A 21,492-nucleotide genomic window follows, 5' to 3' on the forward strand; every position below is an offset into this window, starting at 1 on the left:
ACGCGGAGGAAAGCCTGGTTCGAGTATTGTATGCATGGTGAGCCATTTTGTTTTTTATTTGAAAGCCACGTTAATAGCGTGGCTTTTTTGTTTTCTAATCTCCGAACTTAACACCCATGCTTGGCGTGGCGCCGCTTTTTAACCCTTGAGCATTGTCCATCTGTGCTTCGCGCAGACAAGCGGCGTATCCAGAATCTTGTTCTTTATATTGAACGCCTGTTTTGCTTACACAATTCGAAGAAAACTTAACACTTGCTCCGCCAGGTTTCGTTGGGCGATCTAAGTCTTTAAACTGATTCATGTCCATGGTCTCATAGCCTTCTTTGACCGGAACTTTTGTGTTTTTGGTTTCAGTTTGTGCGAACGAAAAAAGTGGAGCAATAAGAATTAATGCGAAAAGAATTTTCATATAACCTCGGGATTGTTTGTTAATTTTAAATCAGCTTTCGCAAAAGCTGTCATCACTATATAAAAAAATCCTGTAAAGCGTGTTTCGTCTCAAAGTAACACAATTGGTCCCCAATTTCGCCTCAAATGCAATATATGCGTTTATGGGGACCTAATCACGGGCACAAGCCTTGTACTATCCGTGCCCGTAGCAAAAGATCAGTACGTGTTTTAGGAGTTTTCATGCGCGCTTTAGTTATTATCGCTTTACTAGCTTTGGGGTCTGCCCTTCCTTTGAAGGCGGCGGCCGATATTAAAAGCTATAAAGAATGGAAAACCGAACGCGTTTTAGGAACTCAAACCCGCATCACTTCTATTAAAAATCAGATCGACACTCGAAAAGCCGTTCGTGCGGCCGTGGTTTCTCAAGATCCCAATTTGCGCGCGGGTCGAGGCACTCTGGAAGCGGCATCTACCGGGGACTACACAGTTGAAAAGTTAGAACGCCAATTAAAAATGGAGCAATACAACCTAGAATTAGCCCAAGATCTGTCCGTGACGGATTATTTCGCGGGTTATTTGACGAAGGTTCAAAATAAGAAAGCCGCCTTTGCGGAAGTCGCGGGCAAATTATCGGCTGAAGAGGTTGCGGAGCTGATGAATGCGTATGCGAATTCTGTGTTCGGTGCTCATGCTTCGGATCTTCCGGCGAGTGCTGTAAATATCGAAAAAGCGTCCGGAAAATAATCCCTTAAATCAGCACCTTAATTCGTCGCGTCTAAAAGAGCAGATTCCCGTCTGCGTCGGCCATACAAAATTTCAAGTCCGTACCTTGACACCCTTCACATAGAGTTCATATTACCTCCTACAGAATAAAAAACCCTAATTGGAGGCATTCTAATATGGCTAAGAACGAAATCGGCGTTCGCCCTCTTCATGACAGAATTTTGGTTCGCAGAATGGCGGAAGAAGAAAAAACCGCTGGCGGACTTTTCATCCCAGACACAGCTAAAGAAAAACCACAACGTGGTGAAATCATCGCGACTGGTAAAGGTCGTATCACTGAAGACGGAAAAATTTTGCCGTTGGAAGTAAAAGTTGGCGATAAAGTTCTTTTCGGACGCTACTCAGGCACGGAATTAAAACTTGAAGGCCAAGAATTCCTAATGATGCGCGAAGAAGACATCCTAGGCGTATTCAACTAATTTTTTGAAATTTAATAACGGAGAAATATAATGAGTAAAGTATTAGTATTCTCAGAAGACGCTCGTGCGAACATCCTTAAAGGTGTTAACACTCTTGCGAATGCAGTAAAAGTAACTCTTGGACCTAAAGGTCGCAACGTAGTTATCGACAAATCTTTCGGTTCACCACTTATCACTAAAGACGGTGTGACTGTTGCTAAAGAAATCGAACTTGAAAACAAATTTGAAAACATGGGCGCGCAGATGGTTAAAGAAGTTGCTTCTAAAACCAATGACGAAGCCGGTGACGGTACAACAACAGCAACTGTTCTTGCGCAAGCGATCTATCGCGAAGGTGCGAAACTAGTTTCTGCAGGTCACAACCCAATGTCTATCAAACGTGGTATCGACAAAGCTGTTGGTATCGTGATTGAAGAGCTTAAAGCGATGTCTAAACCTGTTAAAGGTTCAAACGAAGTTGCTCAAGTTGGTGCGATCTCTGCAAACAACGATAAAGAAATCGGAACTATGCTTGCAGATGCGATGGATAAAGTAGGCCGTGAAGGCGTTATCACTATCGAAGAATCAAAAACTGCTAAAACTGAAGTAACAACTGTTGAAGGTATGCAATTTGACCGTGGTTACCTTTCTCCATACTTCGTAACTAACGCAGAAAGAATGGAAGCGGTTCTTGAAAACGCTTATGTTCTTGTTTACGACAAAAAAATCTCTTCAATGAAAGACATGATTTCTATTCTTGAAGGCGTTGCAAAACAAGGTCGTCAATTGTTGATCATCGCAGAAGACGTTGAAGGTGAAGCATTGGCTACTTTGGTAGTTAATAAACTTCGCGGAACTCTTCACATTGCTGCGGTTAAGGCTCCAGGCTTTGGTGATCGTCGTAAAGCTATGCTTGAAGATATCGCTATCTTGACTGGCGCGAAGGTGATCTCTGAAGATATCGGCCGCAAACTAGAGCAAGCTACTGTTGCTGACCTAGGTGTTGCAAAACGCATCGTTGTCGATAAAGACAACACAACTGTGATCGATGGCGCTGGTAAAAAAGCAGACATCCAAGGTCGCGTTGCTGCTATCAAAGCACAAATCGAAGAAACTTCTTCTGACTACGATAAAGAAAAATTGAAAGAGCGTTTAGCGAAATTGGCTGGCGGCGTAGCTGTTATCCACGTTGGTGCTCCTTCTGAAGTCGAAATGAAAGAGAAAAAACACCGTGTAGAAGACGCTTTGAACGCGACTCGCGCGGCGGTTGAAGAAGGTATCGTCGCTGGTGGTGGTACTGCTTTGCTTCGCGCTTCTGCAAAAATCGACAAATCTAAATTCTCTGAAGAAGAGCAATTTGGTGCGGTTATCATCAAACGTGCTTGTGAAGAGCCAATCCGTCAAATCGCGGCGAATGCGGGTCTTGATGGCGCGATCGTTTTAGATCGTATCCTTCAAAACAAATCAAACACTTGGGGTTTCAACGCATACTCTGATGAATACACAGATCTAATTAAAGATGGTGTTATCGATCCAGTTAAAGTTGTTCGTTGTGCATTGACGAACGCAGCGTCTGTATCTTCATTGATGCTTACTACTGAAACTATGATTGCTGAAGCTCCGAAAAAAGATGCTCCAGCAGCTATGCCTGGTGGCGATCACCACGGCATGGGTGGTATGGGCGGCATGATGTAGTCGGCCGTGAGGCCGCAGAGCGCAGGCGCCTTCGGGCGCCGGACTGAAGCAGCTTCTTGAAAACCCCTGTTTTTACAGGGGTTTTTTTGTGTCCATCGAAGCATCTCGGGAATTGTGTCGGAAGCGGTTAAAGAATACATCGCCAAGGCTCAGGTTCGTCCTGCATTTCGTTCTGCCATGGATGAAGTTCTTGATGACCATGCTGAATTATTGCAGCGGTTGGCGAAGTGAAGGTCACTCTTTATCCCACACTCAGTGAAGTTTTAGAGCTTCATCGCATTCTTATTGAACGCTTTGGGGGCTCTAGTGGTATTCGTGATCTGGGGTTGCTACAAAGTGCATTGATGCGCCCGCAGACGGGTTATTATTCTACATTATCGCTTGAGGCGGCGGCCTTGTTACAAAGCCTTTGTCAGAGCCCCGCATTCCTTGATGGGAATAAGCGCGTGGCCTTTGCGGTCACGGCGATTTTTTTGCGCATGAATGGATATCGTCTTAAGGTTGATGCGGATAATGGTGAAAGGTTTCTAATCGATCAAGTCATTGGCAAAAAAGCGGCGATTGAAGAGATTGCCGCTTGGCTTGAAAAATATATGCGTGCGGTGAAATAGACGGCCCTGCAAATTTAAAACAGATATTGAACCCCACCCATGATGGTCATGAGCTTATGGGTCACGGTTGAAGCCGATTCCGTGCGTGAGCCGGTACCGTTGAAATCAGAACTATAGCTTTCCACCAAGATTTCCCCACGAATCTTAAATCGTGGCTGCATTCGGTAATCACCAAAGAAACTAAATGAATTAATTTTATTCGATGAAGACGAACCGCTGGTTTTGTTTTCACTCATTGAGGTACTTAAGTAAAAATCAAGTTTGGCGCCAATTTCAAAAGGAACTTCTTCGGATATTGGGAACTGCCCGCCTAAACCCAACGCCATGCCACTGTATTTCATCGAAGTGTAAGCCGTGGGGGTGCTGTCATCGGCGGTAAAATTGGTATTGATATATCCCAAAGACACTTGCAGCTTGGGCCCAAAGAAGTCGTTAGTTAGCAGGAAATTATAGCCCGCATTTACCGCGTATTGCCCCATGGCGACGTTTAACTTGCTTGGGGAAGAACCTGCCAAGGTATTTTCAATCGCGATCACAGCTTGGCGTAATTGAGCACCGACGTACCATTCAGGATTTAACCAGAACTCACCGCGCGCCATAATGTTTGGCGCCATGTTGTCGCTGCCCGAAATGGATCCCGATGAAAGCAATGTCGCATTTTGTGTGTATTGAGTGATCCCCGCTAACAATTCAATCTTGCCGTATTGTGGGGGCATTGTTGGCAACCACTCTTGAGGATTTTCCCCAAAGGCCACATCCTTATCCGGCCGTGTGGTGACGTCTTGTAAGATCTTTCCTGAAGGGGTGACCACAGGAATGGCGTATTTCACAAATTCATCCGGCATCACTTTGGCGCCGACAGAAATAACGCCGGGTTCTTTTTCCATTTCGATATTACCAAAGCTTAAATACGGTTCGACTTTAAAAAGTCTTACGCGCCCTAGGACTTCTTTTTCGGTACTAACCATGAAATGCAATTTCGGATGGCGATTTACTTTTATAATTTGCACAACCGAAACGCTGCTTTCATTTTTTAGCCCGTAATTGCTGCCCAGATTTAAAGTCACCTGTTGGCCACGTCGGCTCATGATCACACCACGGAAAGGCATGCGGGACTTGATATTTTCAAACATGCGACGGGCTTCCGCACGGATTTGGACGGTTTCAAAATTTTTTAAATCGGTTGCTGATTCTTGTAATAAAGGCCAGCCATCGCGACCCACAAATAAGGTCATGGTGATCGAAATACCACGCGGTCCGCGAATGATACGTGTGGCAAGAGCGGCCTCACTTTGCGTGTTTTGCAAAACAGATTTTACATCTTGGGGACGCTCATCTAAAAATTCCGTTTTGATATTAAGATCTTTTGGATAGGCCGCTAAAGACCATTGCTTGTCATCGTTCAGCGCATTTTGCAGCTCTTCATCCACCGGACGAGCGTAAATTCCGCCGACGTTGTCAGAGGTCGGGACTAAGACGATCGACTTAATTGCTAGGTCTTGATCGATAGCACTTATGTAAGCATTCTGGGCATTCGTCTGGGCGTGAGCCATAGAAAAAATGAAAGACGAGGCAAGGACAACGCTGACAAAAGTGTGCAGAATTATTTTCATAGATTTATTGTGCATGCTCTCTGAAAACTCGTCAATTTGACGTCAAGTAATTCGGACCGAGAGCCGAAATATTTCTTATGAAAATCGGCAAAATTTTATTCGTGATGATGATTGTTTCTTCCACCTCTTACGCCCAAGTAGGTCTAGAAGGTTTTTCTTCAGGACGCTATGAAGTTCGTAAGACAAAACCGACGCATCGTAAGCCGACATCAGAAGGCCCCGCCGAGACAAAAACGGAAACGACGACTTCAACGGCCGTCGCTCCTGGTGCGGCAGCCACGACAACAATGACTACGACGGTTGCAACACCAACACCCGTGACCGAGGCATCGCCGACGCCGACGGTGGTGGCGACTACAAGTGCTGCGGTGGAAGCTCAAGAGCCTAGTATTTCTGAACAAGCCGAGAGCTTGTTTTCTAGCAAAGCTGAAAAGGTCTATGACTTTTATCGAGTCCAGGTTCATCCGGATGACGTGCGTAACAATAAAGTCGAATTAGAAGTGATGCCGGTGATCGGTTATACGGATTCACAATCAAATTATTCTTATCGGGATTATCAAAGCCTATTTGAGGCATTAAAGATTAAGACCAACGTATGGTTTACGCCGTTAATCGGTGTGAGCGGTCAACTGATGTTCTCATTTGCGGCGGACATGGATTCTGTTTCGGGATCTTCTAGAGTGCCGACGAAATATGAATACTTAGATTTGGGCATTAACTTCCGCCGATTCTTTGGGGTGTCTCGTCTTTCAAACTCAATGGAATTTGCTGTTCTTTATAGCGACAGCAAGGTGAATGTTGAAAGCGACAACACCTCTCGGCCGCGTCTTAAAACAAGCGGATTTGGTATGGCTCTTAAAGCTCGCGTTCCGACGTCTGAAAGTTATGCTTGGACATTTGGGGGATCTTTTTATCCGCGCCTGCAACACTCTGAATCTGAAACGGGCGTGGATATTAAATCAGGAACTTCTGACGAAAACATTCGTTTGGGTGTGGATTTAGGCGGTGAATTTAAGTTTACTCGCGAAAGCCAACTCATTTGGAATTTGGGTCTTAGCACAGAAAAAAACACCTTTGATGGTGCGGCCTCGTTGCCAGATCCACATACTTCGGCAACACCTGATAATGTCAGCGTTACGAATTCGTTAATTATGTTTTCCCTGGGCTATCGTTGGGGCCATTAGAAAACAACTCATCAAAGTCATTTGAAGGTCCTATAATGAAACGGTATGAAATATCGTTTCTTGGTTGTCGATGACGCCGGCTTTTTAAGAGAGATCATAAAAAATATCCTGGTAGATGCTGGGGGAGTTTGCATTGGTGAAGCTTCTAACGGAGACGAAGCCATCGCACTTGTCCAAGCGACTCTACCCGATCTGGTGATTTTGGATATGGTCATGCCTCATCGCAATGGCATTCAAACGGCGCAAGCGATCAAAGAACTTCATCCCGAAATGAAAATCATCGGCTGTTCGACGATTGACGAAGAGGCGATTATTCAAAAGGCATGTACGTCGGGTTTTGATGCTTACGTGACCAAGCCATTTTCTAAAGAAGATATTGTTCAAAATGTTTTAAAGGTCTTTCCTCATCTAGGAGAATCCATAAATGGAAGAACTTAAGTTCGTTGTGAAGTGTTTCGTTTTCACGATGCTGTTAGTTGTTTTGATGCAGGTGAAAGTGGGCGGATATTCTATTGAAGCACATTCGTTTCACTGGCTTCGCAAATCAACGATCTCGCAATATATTCAAAGTGCGGCGGCTGGCGGGGCTATGGCTTTGCGTAATTTGGGTCGTACCGTGAAAGACGGCGTGGCAAGCACCGTTGATGGGTATCAAGAAGGCGCCCACGAAAAGGCGATCAGGTAAGGGGTCGGGAGAGCAACTCTTTGCACTTCGGCTTCGCCGAAGTAAGGGGGATAAGTTACTCTCCCGTGGGGGGCTTGATCTATTTAGTACCAGTGCGCACGGTAGCGCTGGTGCCTGAGTTCGAACTTGCTATTACCTTTGTATTATCCAAGATGCCAATTGAAGCCTGGTGATTGCACTTGGGCTGCGCAAATGCTCCCGAGGCGATCATCGTCATCGCCAAAGCGATACCAAAATTTACTAATCTCTTCATAACAACTCCTTTGATGAGTTTAAAAATAATAAACCTGTTCAAAGGAAGACTATTGCAGCGGTTGTGCCAGAATTTGTGTCTTGAAATGAGACATTATCTAGAATGAGACATTTATCAGATCAAATAAAAAGGGCCTTGGTGTCCCAAAGCCCTTTTAGGTTAACGATTGTATAAAAAGTGAACGATTTCAAAGTGGGGCCGGGGCTACTGAGCTCCAGATTGCGCTTTTTGTGAAGGATCGCTGCTCGTGCCGCCTTTGCGGAAGGTGGTATCCTCTTGCATGCGGATTCGCTTTAAACGCGCTTCGCATTCCTTACAGCCGGTGCCGGTCGCCGCTACATTAGCTTGTGTTTCGGCCCCAAAAGAGCGACCCATATTTTCATTTGGATCATCGCCCGTCGCATTTACGCGATTCGGATTTTCCTCTTGAGCATAAGAGAAAGTGCTTGAGAAACCTAGAACCAACATCATCGAAAGTGCTAAGATTTTTTTCATATATTCACCGTCTCCTTACAGATACAACTCTGCAGTTGCAGGGGCTATAACATCTAGCAAATTATTGAATGTGCTGGCAACTTGCATTGCGACGGAAGGTCCTTCTTTGCTATCTACTTTATTTATTTCACCATTAGATTTGTAACTAACCACGATCGTTCCTAATCCTGGGCGGGTTACTACCGATGGCTTGCCATAACGCTCTTCGTATTCGATTTTAACGACCTTTTTGGCCTGATCGGTGATCGTCGCAATACGACCGCGATTATCGTAAGTCATATTGATCTTTTGACCATCGCTATTTTGGGCGAAAGCCAAATTACCCTTACCGTCATACTTAAACTGTGAGGTTTTAGTAGAGATCTTAGCGCCCTTCTCGTTAAAGAAGTTCGTTGTTACGGAGCTTACTTTTTTAATCTTAGGATCATATTCATAGTTCATACGTGCGGTTGGACTGGCTTTAACTTTAACCAAACCATCTGGGTAGTACTCATAAGAAATACGTTCGGCATTTCGACGGATAGAAATCGGTTTGCCAAAGACTTCATGGTAGCTGATGTCTGTCACGCTGCCATTAACCGTTGTCATAACACGTTGTAAGAAATACTGACCGTCAGGGCGTTGTTGATGCCAGAATTCGTATTTATTGTCGGCCATCACTTCTTTGCCGCAAGTTTTCTTAACTGTCGACCAATAATGATTTTTTGGATCGTTTTGTGAGAACTCGTACTTATAAGACTCTAAGCATTTGTCACGATCGGTAAAACCTAAAACCCAGTCATTCTTTTTATCGTACTTAACGGCGATAAAAGTTTTATCTGGCCATGTAGCTTTAGTCAGGTTGTGGAGCTCGTCGTATTCAAAGGTGTAGGTCTTGCCCCAAGCATTTTTTACCCATGATAAGTCATCTAGGTTTGCAAATTTGAATTCAACCAAAAGGCCGTTCGGGCCCGAGATCGATTTCACCTTTTTATTTTGATAATATTTAAACGAAAGACGGCGACTGTTATTGTCTTGGATTGTCGCAATGACGTCTTTATCGTATTCGAACTTTAAGAAGTTGCCGTTTTTATCGTATATATGCGTGAGCTTCCCTTGAGGACTGAAGCGCTGCGCACTTCCATCTGGCATATTGCGAGTGTAATAAGTTTTATTGAAAACAAAATTTTCGACTTCACGACCGTTGGCAAAGAATTTAGTACCTTCACGAACGGGAACCGCAACGCCATATTGGGTAGCGTATTCCGAACGAGCATTGTCATCTTCAAGAAGCTGAGTTTTCAAAGCAGCCAGCGATGATTCTGTCACGCCTACTTTCTTCTGAGCTCTCATTTTGGTGATAATTTGACTGATTGTATTATCAACGTCTTTGCGAGTCACTTCGCGAGGAGAAAAGGTGATCTCCATACCGCCGCCGCATTCTTTAACTTTGATATTGCCTTCGGCATTTACTTCCATCGAAGTTTCAAAATCAGAACACCAGCCGAAACCAAACATGCCGTTGAATAGCGAACGGCTGTTATAAGTGCGCACGACTTTTAAATCGTAACCACTTCCCGGAACGTCCATGTCGATCCAGGTGTTTGAATAGTTAGCATTTTTCATGTCTACAAGAGCAAATGCTTGCGCCGAGAAAAGAAAGGCGAACGCCGCCAGAGCTTTCTTCATCATTATTGGTACCTCATCCTTGACTGACAAACTACACTTTGATGGTAACAAGCTTTTTGATGACTACGCCACCGATTATTTGAAGAGCTAGCATCGCAAAGAGTAACACTAGACCTAGGGTTGTGCTGAACATGGGTTTGATGAAAGCCGGATCCACCATGAAAAAGACGCCCATAAGGATAAATGGAATGATAGAAACGATAATTCCCTGCATAAGACCTTGAGCAGTCAGGGCTTGAATTTTTTTCTCAACTTTTTGTCTCTCGCGGATTGTTATGACGATGGTCTGGAAAGTTTCCGCTAAGTTACCACCAGTTTCCTTTAAGATATTAATGGCAGTTACGAACATTTGTACGTCAGGACGTGGAATGCGCTCTCCAAGATCGTTTAAAGCACTTTCAAAGCTATCACCGACTTGCATTTGATATAAAACTTGCGAGAACTCTTGGCTGATGGGGTTTCCCATAATCTCAACCACACGCTTCATGGACTCTTGGGGATTGGAGCCTGCTTTAATACCGTTGGCCATGATAGTCAGGCCATCCACCATTTGATCCACGAAGGCCGTACAACGTTTTTCATAAATCAAACGAATCACTAAAAGCGGAAGCTGCCACCCAGCAATTGTTAACGACGCACCAAAGATGAAACCCATGATGACATTGGGCCAGAACACTAAAAATGCCAAGGCACCCACGCCGAAACTGCATAGCAGAATCAAGATGGTTACACGTCTTTCGTTCACATCCATGCCCATCACGCGCATCAACTTCAGAACTTGATCTCGTTGACCAAGACTGCGCTTATGCAGCCATGCAATGGTTTTATCGGCCCATAGGATCACGATGACAAATACGCAAATGCCAAAGATGGGAATCATGATCCATTCGTTAAACAAAAAGCTCATGGCCTATCCCGATTTTTTCACCGGAGCAACGCCTGGCATTTTAGGCATGGTTGCAATGGGTGGTTTGGCCGGACCGCTGCCCGGAGCGTTGGTGGTCGGATCATTACCAAAGATCTCGCGTGGGATGGTAACACCCTTATCGCTGAGTTTTTGGATAAAGCTGGGGATAGTACCAGTAGCTTGGAAGATTCCTTGGATTTTTCTGTTTTTGTCGTAACCAGTTTCTTTAAATCTAAAGATCTCAGCTAGCGTGACAACATCACCCTGCATGCCGGCGACTTCCGTGATGCTAAGGATTTTACGGCTACCATCAGATAGACGTGAAATCTGCACGATCAAATTCACCGCACCGGCAATTTGTTCGCGAATTGCCCGCACGGGAAGATCCATGCCTGACATCATACAAAGTGTTTCTAAACGAGCAATACATTCACGCGGGCTGTTGGCATGTGTGGTGGTCATGGAACCATCATGGCCTGTGTTCATCGCTTGAAGCATGTCTAGCGCGGCCCCGTCACGGCACTCACCCACGATGATGCGATCAGGACGCATACGTAAGGAGTTCTTAATCAAGTCTCGAATCGAAATGGCGTTGGTGCCTTCCATGGAAGCCGGGCGAGTCTCCAGGCGCACCACGTGTTCTTGTTGCAATTGAAGCTCGGCCGCGTCCTCGACTGTGATGACGCGCTCATTGGCGGGGATGTAAGAAGAAAGCATGTTCAGTAAAGATGTTTTACCTGAACCGGTACCACCAGAAATAACAACATTCAGACCGTTTTCAACACAGATGCGTAAGAAGTCGATCATGTTTTTTGTGATACTGCCATAACCGATATATTTTTCGGCGGTGATACCACCTTTTTTAAATTTACGAATTGTTAAGGCGGGTCCATCAATCGCCAAAGGCTCAATCACCGCATTCACACGCGATCCATCTTTAAGACGGGCATCGACAGTGGGTGTGGATTCATTGATCTGACGCCCTAAGGGAGTCACGATACGTTCAATAATACGACGTAAGTGGTCATTTGAAGTAAAGGTGGACGGGCTTAGCTGCACCTTGCCACTTTTCTCGACAAAGATTTTTTTATGACCATTCACCATAATCTCGGTGACGTCGTTATCTGCCAAAAGATCTTCCAAGGGGCCTAGTCCCAAAGCTTCTTCCAGAATTTCTTTGATAAGCTTTGAGCGCTCATCCCGAGAAACATCAGAAGCTTCGCGGTCGACAATCAACGTGATTTCACGTTTTGTTTTTTCGCGAACTTCTTTTTCTTTGTTTTCATCTTGTTTAGTATCAAGCAAAAGCTTTTTCAAATCCACGGTGCGGATTAATTCGTTGTGAATACGAATTTTAAGCATCGTACGGGCATCAAGGCCATGTCCGGAAACAGGCGCACTTCCCGCAGCGGCTTCTGTCGGTGGGGCTGCCAGTGGTTTAGGACGGGTCAGGGTTTTAAGTCTTTGTAAAGTTCCGCCTGTAAGTTTACGAGCGACATCATAATACGCGGCTGTCACCGGAGCTTTAGGTGAAGAAATAACGAATGGCGTGTATTTCTGTAAAGCCATCATTGTTGTCGCTTCATCTTGAGGAATGATTCCCAAATACGGAAGCTGTAACTGATTTGAAATTGTTTGTGGTGAAAGACCTGTTGGTGAAGCTTTGTTGATCACCAATTGGAACATTTCTTTCGGGAACGTCGCTGATAAAAGCTCATTGATCAGACGCTGTGTTTGCGTCACAACCAAAACTTCGGGGCTTGTTACGATCATGATCGCGGTGGCTTCTTGTAAGATCGCCATTTGCGCTGGGCCTAAATCGGTTCCGACGTCGACGACGATAAATTTAAAAGCGCGACTGAAAAACTCTGTCAGTTTTCCTAAAAGATCTGGCGCAATAGAAAGCGTTTCTTCAGGTCCACGAACCGCACCTAAGTAAGCTAAACCCGATGGGTGCATTGTTACTAAAGTATTCATGGGTTGGGCATTTAAAGAACCTTGGAAGTTCGCAAGTTCCTTAAGAGTCTTTTGAGGTTTAATTCCCATGATAACGTTTTGATCGCCAACGCTCTTTGCGTCGCAATCAATAAGAAGGACTTGAGAGCGGAGTTCGGTCATGAGGGTGCAGGCAAAGTTTGCGGCAAATACGGATTTACCGACGCCACCTTTTCCGCCTACGACTGCGATAAGATTGCAATTCTGATTAATAGCCAATGCAGACCTCCAGTTCCTTTATCGGCTGGAATAAGAGGTCCCGTTACGAGATTTTAGTCTCGTAAACGGAACTTTTTCTTAATGGCTTCGGCCCCGGAACTCGCAGAAGTCTTCACAATAGGTGTGACGAACACAACGAATTGGCTTTGTTGCTTCATGAAGTCTTTAGAGGCATACAAGCTGATGATCGGGTTCTTTTGTCCAGAAGGGCGGTTGTAACCAGTTGAAGTCGAATTACGAATCAAACCACCCACCGCGGCACTTTGACGGTCACGGACAGTCACGGTGCTGGACATTTGGTTTTTACTCACAATCGGCGCACCGGTGGCGGAAGTACCAATCAAACTTGATACCTCAAAACTCATTTCCATGTGAACCGAACCAGATTTTTCACCCAATAACACGGGCGTAATACCCGTGACGATACCCACTTGGGCAAAGGCCGTTCCTTGAACGCCATCTTTACCGATGACCGAATAAGGTTGGTCCGTCACTTGTTTGATTTCACCTTTTTTACCGTCTTCCACGATCAAGCTAGTACTTTCAAGGACGCGCGCATGCCCGTGTTGTTTGGCCCAGTTCAATTTCGGTAATAAGTTAGAAACTGTTCCCGTGATCGAGCTGATCACACCACCTGGGGTATCGCCCCCAGTTTGGAAAGTCATCTGCGAGTTGTCACCCAACTCAGGAGTGAATTGAAATTTAAAGTTTTTAGAGTAGTCCTTGCTTAACTCTACATAGTGGACAACCATTTGGATCATTTTTGCTGGTGGTTTTGGTGCGGCTTCCTTGATTTGGATCAAGTTAATAACCCCATCATTCACCGGGCGACGTTTTTTAATGGGACCACCGTCTTCGGCGGCATCAATCACGATGTCTGGAAGATACGTCTTTGCAATGATCTCGGCACGTTTTGATTCTTCATCACTGTTCGCCCAACCTTGCAGAATGATTTTATCATTGACGGCACGAACTTCGATTTCGGGATTGTTAATATCACGCGCGATAAATTCGGCGATCTTCTTTTGCGCGAGGGGACTTAAAGTAACAAGCGATGAAGCTTGATCACCAAACTGGCGGATCACGTTAAAGATACGCGCTAAGTCTTTTGGCAATAGGATCTGACCGTCAACGACAACCTTATCGTTCACGATTTTGATGTTGATGCCTTCGATATCACCTAAAAGGGCCCGAATCTCTCGCACGACTTTATCAAGTTTAGATTTTTTAATATCGATGCGATACTCGGCCACGATCTTGCTATTACGTTTATCGTGAATCGTGAGTGTCGCAAAACCTTGAGCTTTAGGAATAAAACGAATGACATTGAGGTCCTTAGAGTATTCAGCCGTAACGATACGACGGAAGTCCCCTTTGAACTCGATGTTTGCCGGTAAGGGTGGAAGTTTTTCTTCCTGCTCAATACCCAAGGTAAGATTGATGAATTTTCGAGAGCGGAAAACTCCCAATCCTTCATCCGCAGTTTGGGAGGATGGTTCCGCGACAAGTTCTTCCTGCGCGTGAGCCAATTCGACTCCTAAGGAAAGACTCAAGATCAATCCCGTAAGAAGTAGTGTTTTTTTCATCGTATCCCCCTTCATTCCCCTAAATAAACCCAATTACAAAGTCTGGAACCCGTTACGTCGTGGTGTCTGCGGCCTTTGTTGTTGGACCGGTGGTGTAAATGCAGGTCTTGGTGGTAAAGCAATCTGAGGCGCCACGGGCATATCTGCCATGACCGGTTTTCCTAAAACAGAATCCGAAGTTGAACTTGGTAAACGTGCAGGTACGGCACGGTCGCTTGGATTTCTTAAAGCGAAGAACAAGTTACCCGGAGCTGTTGAAAGGATATAGAACAGATCTTGCGCTTCTTTTGGAGTCGCCTCGATCGTGATCGTCGTATACTTTGTATCCCCTGTTAAGGCGATCTGAGTCACGTTTTTACCCGTTGAATCGATTTCAAACATACGTGGAATGTTATTAACAACGCTGACACCTGTTGCAAGAACAACAACGTCCGACATCATCACGAACACTTCACGGCGTTGATTGACTCCTTTACCGTTATCCACGGCGGCATAGATATCCACGCGATCCCCAGGGCGGACCAGTTTTGCCACGGCGCGGACTTCATCAATAGGAATAGTTACGGCACGTTTACTTGGAGCAACTTGCAAGGCAATACCCGTGTCTGGACCTGGAGTTAAAAGGTTATTTTTAACAACCATTTGTCCCTTACGAATTGGAACTGCGGCGACATTACCTATGATTTCGTCGGGAATTGAAATCGCGTCTGGCTGGATAAAATCCGCCGGCATTTCTTTTACTTCCACCATCGTGTCATAGATCGTTTGCATTTCGGCGATATCTTCTTTAGCCACGACAATACGCTTTGTAGAGCCGAAGCGTTTATCGTATTCAGCCTTCTTTTCTTGAGAATAGCTATACAGTAGGAATGTCGCGAAGACTCCTGCCGCAATCGAAAGCCAAAGGTTTCTTGTTTCATTCGATCCCATGCGTGCTACCTAACTTCCACAAGAGGCATTCAAACAGATGCCGTAAGTTGTTTTAATCCAAATGGGATTCACTCCCACTGTGGTGTTTCTTCCGTCTGGCACCTCACGCGTTTTATTATGCGTGGATGAATCAGTTCCTGTAATTTCTGCGGCTCGGTTATCGGAATTGATAAAATCAATCATGCGAGTCGTGGCCAGCCAGTTCTGACTGTTATTTTCATTTTCTGTGGTTGAACCGTGAAGACGTAATCCTGCTTTAGAAAATTCCTTGCTAACAGCATTAGGATCCGTGTTCTTAAAGTAAGTTAAATTGGCGCGATTTCTAAAAGTTTCAAATGTATAGTTGCGTGCTGAAATGGAGTTTAAGATGCCGGTGTGAATGGCGCCAAAAAAACCTAATGAGAAGTTTACAAACAGCACGATAATCATCAGAAGCGGGATCATTTCAAAGACCGCCATGCCCTTTTGATTTCTAATTGAGGATTTACGTTGTTTTTTTAACATCCGTTATCCTCCATCGGTACATATTTATTAGCTCCGGAACTACCGAGCTCTTTAAAACGTTGGTCTAAATCTAAAATTGCAGAATAGCGGCGTTTAACTTGCAGCTCCCAACATTCTTTTTGAGTTGGCTCGCGAATCAAAAGACCCGAGATATTGGCGGAAAATCCTTGATCGGGATCTTCGGCGGTGGATCCTAAGAAAGCGATCTTAATATTTAATAAGGCCGGTGAAAAAGAGAAGCGCACTCCCACCTGAGGAATACGTTGGTCACCGTTACTATAAGCGGGATAGAAATCATCAAAGCTTTTTTGCGAAACTCCCCCGCCACGCACGTCAAGTGCGGAAAGCTTAAACCAGTTTGCTCCCCCTGGAGTAAAAAAGGTTTTTAGTACTTTGTGGTTGGTAAGTTCAGCAAACTTATCTTTAGCTAGTTGCTCTTGCTTTTCTTGGTCGACGTGACCCGCAGCGTGGGCACGGGCAGCTGAAAACGCAATGTATTGAGCGACTTCGGCCATAGACAAGCTAAAGTTCAAAGCAAACAATAAAACGCAAAGACCGGCACACAGTGTGATCGAAAAGATAAATTCCGCAGTCATTATGCCGCGGGAATTCTGAATAGGTTTTAAGATCGCACTATATTGTGCTTTCATAGTTGCTCCGGATCCAATGTCAGACTGCGTTTAATCTGATTTGGATGTTTTGTTCGAGCTTGGTCGGGGGATGCCCACACACCAGCTTCGATCATTCCAGAAACTTTTTCCCAAGGACCACCAATCATCTTTGACAAGATTTTTTTCTCGCGCAGAAAATTGGAAGCACCAATGAATAGACCAATCGTGAGTACCATCAATAAGACGGTCTCGATCAGAAACTGACCTCTGTTATTGCTAACTAAGCGTTTCATCGGCCCTCTTCCCATTTTAATGGGCTACCACCGGGTCTAAATCCGTCTCCTGTTGCAAGTTGCTGCTCTACTCGAGCGGCCAAACGAGGGCCGGACTCTTTAAATGCTTTCGCGGGAGCAGACACCATGGCCTTGATCCCGAAAAAGAAAACGCAGACTAGCAACAGGACGTATTCAATTGTCATTCAAATCTTATTCGCCCTGGAAATTAGTGATTTTTTCGCTCAACTCACCAATTTTTCCGTCCATTGTCGATTTGATTTTGTCTTTGAAAAGCATGACTAGCGCTACAACCACCACAAGCAATAGGATGTACTCCGTGGCACCTTGGCCGCGCTTATTCTTCAATAGATTCTTCGAAAAGTTCTTAAACTTTTTCATTGAGTTCCCCCTTTGGACTTTTATCGGCTAATTTTGGGATTCGCTTTAGAGGGTTCCCAGTAATTGTCCAGGTCTGGACGTGTTTCAGATTGAGAAAATAAAAGATTCTTGGTTTTACGGGTGTTGAATTTGTGGGCGTGAGGTTTTTAGAAGAAATTCAGTCGGGCCTTAAGGGAAAATGTCTAATATTTAAACGGAGCCTCCCTAAGCAGACTCCGTTTAAAAAATATTTTATTTACAGTCAGATTTGTCGGAAAAAGACTTACCTAAGTCTTTGCCGTCAAACTTAGCCGAAACTTTTTTCTCGGCTAAAGTACCCTTACGGATGATCTTTGAACTTTTCTCGGCCCATTTTTCACATGCGCCGACATCGTCTAGTTTTTTGGTTTCTTCAGTCGGGTTTTTGCCGTTGTAGGGTTTCAAAACTTCGGCTTCTTTACCCGCGCAAGCCTTACGATCCGTCGTGATCATGCAATCACCGGCAAAAGCCATTTGACCAATTAAAGTCATCGCCACGATAAGAGTGGTTTTTTTCATGATACGTGCTCCTTTAAGCTGCTGATGAATCTTTTGATTCTTCAGATTTGTTTTTATTTTCTTTCTTACCTACTAATTGATGCAGATCATGCATCATTTTGTAAAGTCCTTCTGACTGGGAACGCATCTCCTCACTGGAGCTTGACACATTTCCCATGGAAGAAGCGACACTTTGCAAACTTTGATCAATGGCAGTCAGAGCTTTATTGACCTGTTCAATACCTTGGGATTGTTCTTGGGAACCCTGGGCCACATTGGAAATCAGTTCGGTGACACGACTTGAATTTTCAACAATGACTTTTAAAGAGCCTTCGCTTTCGCCCGCAATTTTTACGCCCATCGCTGATTTGGAAGTGGCTGCTTCGATCAAAGAACCAATTTCTTTTGCGGATTCCGCACTTTTTTGCGCCAGCGCGCGAACCGCGTCTGCCACTACGGCAAAGCCTTTTCCTTGCTCGCCCGCGCGAGCGGCTTCCACGGCAGCATTAAGCGCCAAGAGATTCGTTTGAAAGGCAATATCATCGATGATCCCTAAGATCTCTCCGATTTTTTTAGAGCTTTGGGAAATTTCGCCCATCACTTTAAGAAGCTCCGAGATTTTTTCTTGCCCCTGATGGACCGCGGTTTGGGCATCTTGAGAAATATTTGCGGCCTCAGAAGAGTTTAACGAATTTTGACGGACTGTTGCGGTCAACTCTTCCATGGAAGCGACAATTTCTTCAAGTGAGGCTGCCGTGGACGTGGAGTTGTTAGAAATCACGTCACTTGATTCGACCAGCTCATTAGACCGGGTGCGAATCGTATGTGAACTTTGGTCTAAGCCATCAGCCACCGCGGTCAAAGATTTTTGGACTCGACGGATGTTCCACCAGCTCGCAAAAATACCTAGGCCAATCAAAGTCACACTGGTTCCTAACAAAGCATATAAAGTCATCTTAAAGTTTTTAGCGACTTTTTCACTTTCTGCCACGCCCGCCATGTAACTGTCGTCAGTAACTTTTTTAAGGGCGTTGTAGGCTTTTTCAAAAGTTTTCTGAGAGCTATCTTGAAGAATCTGCTCTGCTAATTGGGTATTTTCTTTTTCCACGGCCGCCTTAAACTTGTCGCTTTCTGCTTGATACTCATCCCAGGCAGAAATGAAATTTTCATAAGATTTTTTAAGATCATCAGTAATTAAAAGTGGCTCTAAGACTTTTGAATAAATGGTGATATTGCCAAGAAGGCTGTCCATTTCATCCACGATGAGTTTTCGTTCATCGGTGCTTTGTGTGGCCAATAAATTGAATTCTAGTTTTCTATAGTTGGCGAGATTGATATTCAAATCGGCCGCTTTGCTGACCGCGGGCAACCATACCTCACCGATTGTACTTGTCGCTTTGTTTTGATAACTAAGACGTTCTAAGGACAAGACATTGGTCGCGACCGATATCGCGATCAAAAGGCCGGTCACGAAAATAAAGCGGCCTTTTAGCGAGAGATTTTTCATGGATTTCCTCCATGAATTGTTTCGGTTACCGAAAAGGAAGCTTAAGGGTCATTATCAAGATTTAATCAAAAAACTGAGACTCACTTTAATTATATATTAACAATCTAGCGAAATAAGTTTAGACAAAGGTATTGCTGCTAGTTGACGTAAGTCCTAAGTGTGCTTAAATTTGAGCTCAGGAGATCCATACCATGCCAAAGCAAATAGTTTATCTTTACGCCTTTTGCGTTGTTGTACTTTTCTTAGTTAACGTAGCAGTTTCTTAACCCAGACTATGGTCTAGGTTAAAGAAACCCTTAGTTTTTCATGGTGTAGATATCAGGATAATTTCTTCCGATTTCCTCAGAGTCCATTCCGTACCCAACAACATAACGATCATCGATAGTGCGACCGATATAATCTGCTTTGATAGGCAGTTCACGACGAGCTGGTTTGTCTAAAAGAGTCACAATTTTCAAAGACGCTGGCGCCGAAGCAAACAAGCGACTGCGCAAGAAGCTGAGCGTGCGACCGGTATCGATAATTTCTTCCACGATCAACACGTGTTTGCCTGCGATATTTACCGAAATATCTTTAACGATTTTAATCGCGCCACCGCGTTCAACGGCTTGGACGTGAACGAAATCCACTTGCTGAGGCAATTCTAACTTGCGCATCAAATCTGCGGTGAAATGAATAGATCCCCGCAGTGGACAGATGAAGACAACTTCTTTTCCTTCGTAATCGGTTTGAATTTGTTCAGCGATTTCAGAAACTAGTTCTGCAATTTCATCAGCAGTTAAAAAAGGAACCGTTTGTTCACGAAGTTTTGTCATACGTTCTGCCTTTACAAATCAATTGAAGTGATGCCCGCGGCTTGCGCCATTTTCAGATTGCGAAGTGCTTCTGGATGGTGCGGGTCACGGATCAAGATATTCTCCCACTGTTCTGTGGCTTCAGCAATATTGTTTGAGTTGTAATATATTGCCCCAAGCTTTAGGCGAGCTGGAATCAGATGTGGATACTCACGAATCAGCGCTTTGATATCTTTTATGGCTCGGTCGCTTTGACCTAATTGCACATGTACTTCGGCAATTCTCAATGTGATTTCGGCTTTACGGCTAGAAAGCTTTTGTGCTTTTAAAAGCTGCTCAAGAGCCTCGTTGTGACGCTTGTATTGGTAATAAAGATCCGCAAGCTCTTCATGTTTAGAGGCGAGCTTTTCATCGACAAAGGGATCTTGTTTCCCTGTTTTCTTTTCAAGCTGCGATTGCGCCTCGACGAAAACCTTTTTGCCTTCATCATACTTACCAAGGTCATTTAAAATAATTGAAAGGCCCACACTAGCATCGGTGTAAGTAGGGTCGATTTCTAAAGCGCGCTTAAAGGTTTTAATCGCTTTGTTAAATTGACCTTTATCGTAAAAGATCGTCGCGAGCATTTGGTAAACTTCAGGATTGCGCGTATTTTGCAGCAACATCTGATTTAAAATCGGCTCGGCCATTTTGTAATTGCCGTTGATGAAATATCCACGGGCTTCAGAAAGCATATCGTCATGAAGAGCATTCATTATTCGATCTCCTTCTTGGCGTCGCGAAGTTCCCGGCTGTCGGCATAGTCTTTAGATAAAATATTTAAATATTTTTTGGCTTTAGAATCATCGCCGATTTTCTTAGCCGAAATAGCCGCGCGAGAAAGGGCCTTAGCATCAAAACCAAGGCTGCGATAATTATTGTAAAGACCTTCATAGCGCTTCAGCGCACTTTCATAGATCTCGCGTTTAAAATAAAAATCAGCAATGTATTCTTCTTTTTCCGCCATCATTTTAATCGCGGCACTGCGCTTTTCTTTGGCATCAGCGATGTGTTCAGAGTTTGGGTATCTTTTAATCAATTCACTGAGTTGAAAGATAGCATCGTTGGCTAAGGTTAAATCGCGATCAATGGTTGAGGGCAGCTGATTGTAATAACTCATGCCAATACGATATTGAACATAATCTGATTGCGGAGCTGTTGGATGAAGCTCTTTAAACATTTGATAAGCGACTTGGGCTTCGGCGTAAGATTCTTGTTTGTAGTAAACATCCGCAATGGCTAACTCAGCTTTGGTGGCATAGTTGCTGTACGGGAATTTATTTTTTACTTCGGTATAACGTCGAATCGACTCTTCATAGCGCTCGCTTTTGTCATACTCTTCAGCGATGGCAAAAGCTCCTTCAGGAGTATTCGAATTTTTATCGTTGGTCGAGCAACCGATGAGGTGGAAACCAACAACACACATGATTATGAC

General features: G+C 44.5%; 25 protein-coding genes. 7 read left to right on the forward strand and 18 right to left on the reverse strand.

All coding sequences use genetic code 11. The features are described from left to right. Positions 1 to 94: 94 nt before the first annotated feature. Positions 95 to 409, reverse strand: a complete 315-nt coding sequence (locus AZI86_RS07215; RefSeq protein ID WP_061834398.1) for a hypothetical protein — start codon at positions 407 to 409, stop codon at positions 95 to 97. Positions 410 to 630: 221 nt separating this feature from the next. Between AZI86_RS07215 and AZI86_RS07220 the strand changes: the two genes are divergently transcribed. The 4 genes from AZI86_RS07220 to AZI86_RS07235 all read left to right on the forward strand — a co-directional run bounded on the left by AZI86_RS07220 (position 631) and on the right by AZI86_RS07235 (position 3,877). Beyond that, entirely contained in the window at positions 631 to 1,134 is a 504-nt protein-coding gene (locus tag AZI86_RS07220) for a hypothetical protein (protein WP_061834399.1), read from the forward strand. A gap of 155 nt (positions 1,135 to 1,289) precedes the next feature. Continuing rightward, positions 1,290 to 1,592 (forward strand): co-chaperone GroES, encoded by a 303-nt coding sequence (gene groES / locus AZI86_RS07225; protein WP_096000876.1) that lies wholly within the window; start codon positions 1,290 to 1,292, stop codon positions 1,590 to 1,592. Between the two features lie 30 nt (positions 1,593 to 1,622). Further along, positions 1,623 to 3,266 (forward strand): chaperonin GroEL, encoded by a 1,644-nt coding sequence (groL, locus tag AZI86_RS07230; protein WP_061834400.1) that lies wholly within the window; start codon positions 1,623 to 1,625, stop codon positions 3,264 to 3,266. Between the two features lie 227 nt (positions 3,267 to 3,493). Further along, positions 3,494 to 3,877, forward strand: coding sequence for a type II toxin-antitoxin system death-on-curing family toxin (locus AZI86_RS07235; RefSeq protein WP_061834401.1), 384 nt, complete (start codon positions 3,494 to 3,496; stop codon positions 3,875 to 3,877). Between the two features lie 14 nt (positions 3,878 to 3,891). Here the strand turns inward: AZI86_RS07235 and AZI86_RS07240 are convergent, their stop codons facing one another. After that, on the reverse strand, positions 3,892 to 5,490 hold the full coding sequence (locus tag AZI86_RS07240) for a hypothetical protein (RefSeq protein ID WP_096000896.1): 1,599 nt from the start codon (positions 5,488 to 5,490) through the stop codon (positions 3,892 to 3,894). 77 nt (positions 5,491 to 5,567) lie between these two features. On the opposite strand from AZI86_RS07240, the gene AZI86_RS07245 reads away from it, so the two are divergent. The 3 genes from AZI86_RS07245 to AZI86_RS07255 are packed head-to-tail and all read left to right on the forward strand — an operon-like array spanning position 5,568 to position 7,359. After that, positions 5,568 to 6,674 carry a hypothetical protein gene (locus AZI86_RS07245; protein WP_061834402.1) on the forward strand — a complete coding sequence of 369 codons (1,107 nt, stop codon included), beginning with the start codon at positions 5,568 to 5,570 and terminating at the stop codon, positions 6,672 to 6,674. Positions 6,675 to 6,719: 45 nt separating this feature from the next. Next, positions 6,720 to 7,112: a response regulator gene (locus tag AZI86_RS07250; protein WP_061834403.1), complete on the forward strand. Its 393-nt coding sequence runs from the start codon at positions 6,720 to 6,722 to the stop codon at positions 7,110 to 7,112. Next, the gene (locus AZI86_RS07255) at positions 7,099 to 7,359 is read left to right on the forward strand and encodes a hypothetical protein (RefSeq protein ID WP_061834404.1); all 261 of its coding nucleotides are present in this window, start codon (positions 7,099 to 7,101) and stop codon (positions 7,357 to 7,359) included. The genes AZI86_RS07250 and AZI86_RS07255 overlap by 14 nt, the downstream gene beginning before the upstream one ends. Before the next feature lie 79 nt (positions 7,360 to 7,438). On the opposite strand, the gene AZI86_RS19195 is transcribed toward AZI86_RS07255, so the two are convergent. From AZI86_RS19195 to AZI86_RS07335, 16 genes are all read right to left on the reverse strand, one after another. After that, a complete protein-coding gene (locus AZI86_RS19195; protein WP_157684653.1) occupies positions 7,439 to 7,612 on the reverse strand; it encodes a hypothetical protein in 174 nt (57 codons plus the stop codon). A 204-nt stretch (positions 7,613 to 7,816) separates the two neighbouring features. Continuing rightward, positions 7,817 to 8,107 (reverse strand): hypothetical protein, encoded by a 291-nt coding sequence (locus tag AZI86_RS07260; protein WP_061834405.1) that lies wholly within the window; start codon positions 8,105 to 8,107, stop codon positions 7,817 to 7,819. Positions 8,108 to 8,122: 15 nt separating this feature from the next. Beyond that, positions 8,123 to 9,778, reverse strand: a complete 1,656-nt coding sequence (locus AZI86_RS07265) for a DUF6531 domain-containing protein (RefSeq protein WP_253715810.1) — start codon at positions 9,776 to 9,778, stop codon at positions 8,123 to 8,125. A gap of 28 nt (positions 9,779 to 9,806) precedes the next feature. Continuing rightward, positions 9,807 to 10,682 carry a type II secretion system F family protein gene (locus tag AZI86_RS07270; RefSeq protein ID WP_061834406.1) on the reverse strand — a complete coding sequence of 292 codons (876 nt, stop codon included), beginning with the start codon at positions 10,680 to 10,682 and terminating at the stop codon, positions 9,807 to 9,809. 3 nt (positions 10,683 to 10,685) lie between these two features. After that, complete coding sequence (locus AZI86_RS07275) at positions 10,686 to 12,896, reverse strand: ATPase, T2SS/T4P/T4SS family (protein WP_061834407.1); 2,211 nt, start codon at positions 12,894 to 12,896, stop codon at positions 10,686 to 10,688. A gap of 53 nt (positions 12,897 to 12,949) precedes the next feature. Continuing rightward, positions 12,950 to 14,482, reverse strand: coding sequence for a BON domain-containing protein (locus AZI86_RS07280; RefSeq protein ID WP_061834408.1), 1,533 nt, complete (start codon positions 14,480 to 14,482; stop codon positions 12,950 to 12,952). Positions 14,483 to 14,515: 33 nt separating this feature from the next. Then, positions 14,516 to 15,412, reverse strand: coding sequence for a Flp pilus assembly protein CpaB (gene cpaB / locus AZI86_RS07285; RefSeq protein WP_061834409.1), 897 nt, complete (start codon positions 15,410 to 15,412; stop codon positions 14,516 to 14,518). Positions 15,413 to 15,421: 9 nt separating this feature from the next. Then, positions 15,422 to 15,916 carry a hypothetical protein gene (locus AZI86_RS07290; RefSeq protein WP_061834410.1) on the reverse strand — a complete coding sequence of 165 codons (495 nt, stop codon included), beginning with the start codon at positions 15,914 to 15,916 and terminating at the stop codon, positions 15,422 to 15,424. Continuing rightward, on the reverse strand, positions 15,910 to 16,566 hold the full coding sequence (locus AZI86_RS07295; RefSeq protein WP_096000877.1) for a hypothetical protein: 657 nt from the start codon (positions 16,564 to 16,566) through the stop codon (positions 15,910 to 15,912). Before AZI86_RS07295 ends, AZI86_RS07290 begins: the two co-directional genes overlap by 7 nt. Beyond that, on the reverse strand, positions 16,563 to 16,820 hold the full coding sequence (locus AZI86_RS07300; RefSeq protein WP_061834411.1) for a hypothetical protein: 258 nt from the start codon (positions 16,818 to 16,820) through the stop codon (positions 16,563 to 16,565). Before AZI86_RS07300 ends, AZI86_RS07295 begins: the two co-directional genes overlap by 4 nt. A 192-nt stretch (positions 16,821 to 17,012) precedes the next feature. Beyond that, on the reverse strand, positions 17,013 to 17,201 hold the full coding sequence (locus AZI86_RS07310; RefSeq protein WP_061834413.1) for a Flp1 family type IVb pilin: 189 nt from the start codon (positions 17,199 to 17,201) through the stop codon (positions 17,013 to 17,015). Positions 17,202 to 17,432: 231 nt separating this feature from the next. Continuing rightward, on the reverse strand, positions 17,433 to 17,738 hold the full coding sequence (locus tag AZI86_RS07315; RefSeq protein ID WP_061834414.1) for a hypothetical protein: 306 nt from the start codon (positions 17,736 to 17,738) through the stop codon (positions 17,433 to 17,435). Between the two features lie 13 nt (positions 17,739 to 17,751). Next, positions 17,752 to 19,224, reverse strand: coding sequence for a HAMP domain-containing methyl-accepting chemotaxis protein (locus tag AZI86_RS07320; RefSeq protein WP_061834415.1), 1,473 nt, complete (start codon positions 19,222 to 19,224; stop codon positions 17,752 to 17,754). Between the two features lie 296 nt (positions 19,225 to 19,520). Beyond that, positions 19,521 to 20,039, reverse strand: coding sequence for a hypoxanthine phosphoribosyltransferase (gene hpt / locus AZI86_RS07325; RefSeq protein ID WP_061834416.1), 519 nt, complete (start codon positions 20,037 to 20,039; stop codon positions 19,521 to 19,523). A gap of 11 nt (positions 20,040 to 20,050) precedes the next feature. Next, positions 20,051 to 20,773, reverse strand: a complete 723-nt coding sequence (locus tag AZI86_RS07330; RefSeq protein WP_061834417.1) for a tetratricopeptide repeat protein — start codon at positions 20,771 to 20,773, stop codon at positions 20,051 to 20,053. Beyond that, a complete protein-coding gene (locus tag AZI86_RS07335) occupies positions 20,773 to 21,483 on the reverse strand; it encodes an outer membrane protein assembly factor BamD (protein WP_253715811.1) in 711 nt (236 codons plus the stop codon). Before AZI86_RS07335 ends, AZI86_RS07330 begins: the two co-directional genes overlap by 1 nt. Positions 21,484 to 21,492 lie beyond the last annotated feature (9 nt).

This window comes from Bdellovibrio bacteriovorus (assembly GCF_001592735.1).
GTDB lineage: Bacteria > Bdellovibrionota > Bdellovibrionia > Bdellovibrionales > Bdellovibrionaceae > Bdellovibrio > Bdellovibrio bacteriovorus_D.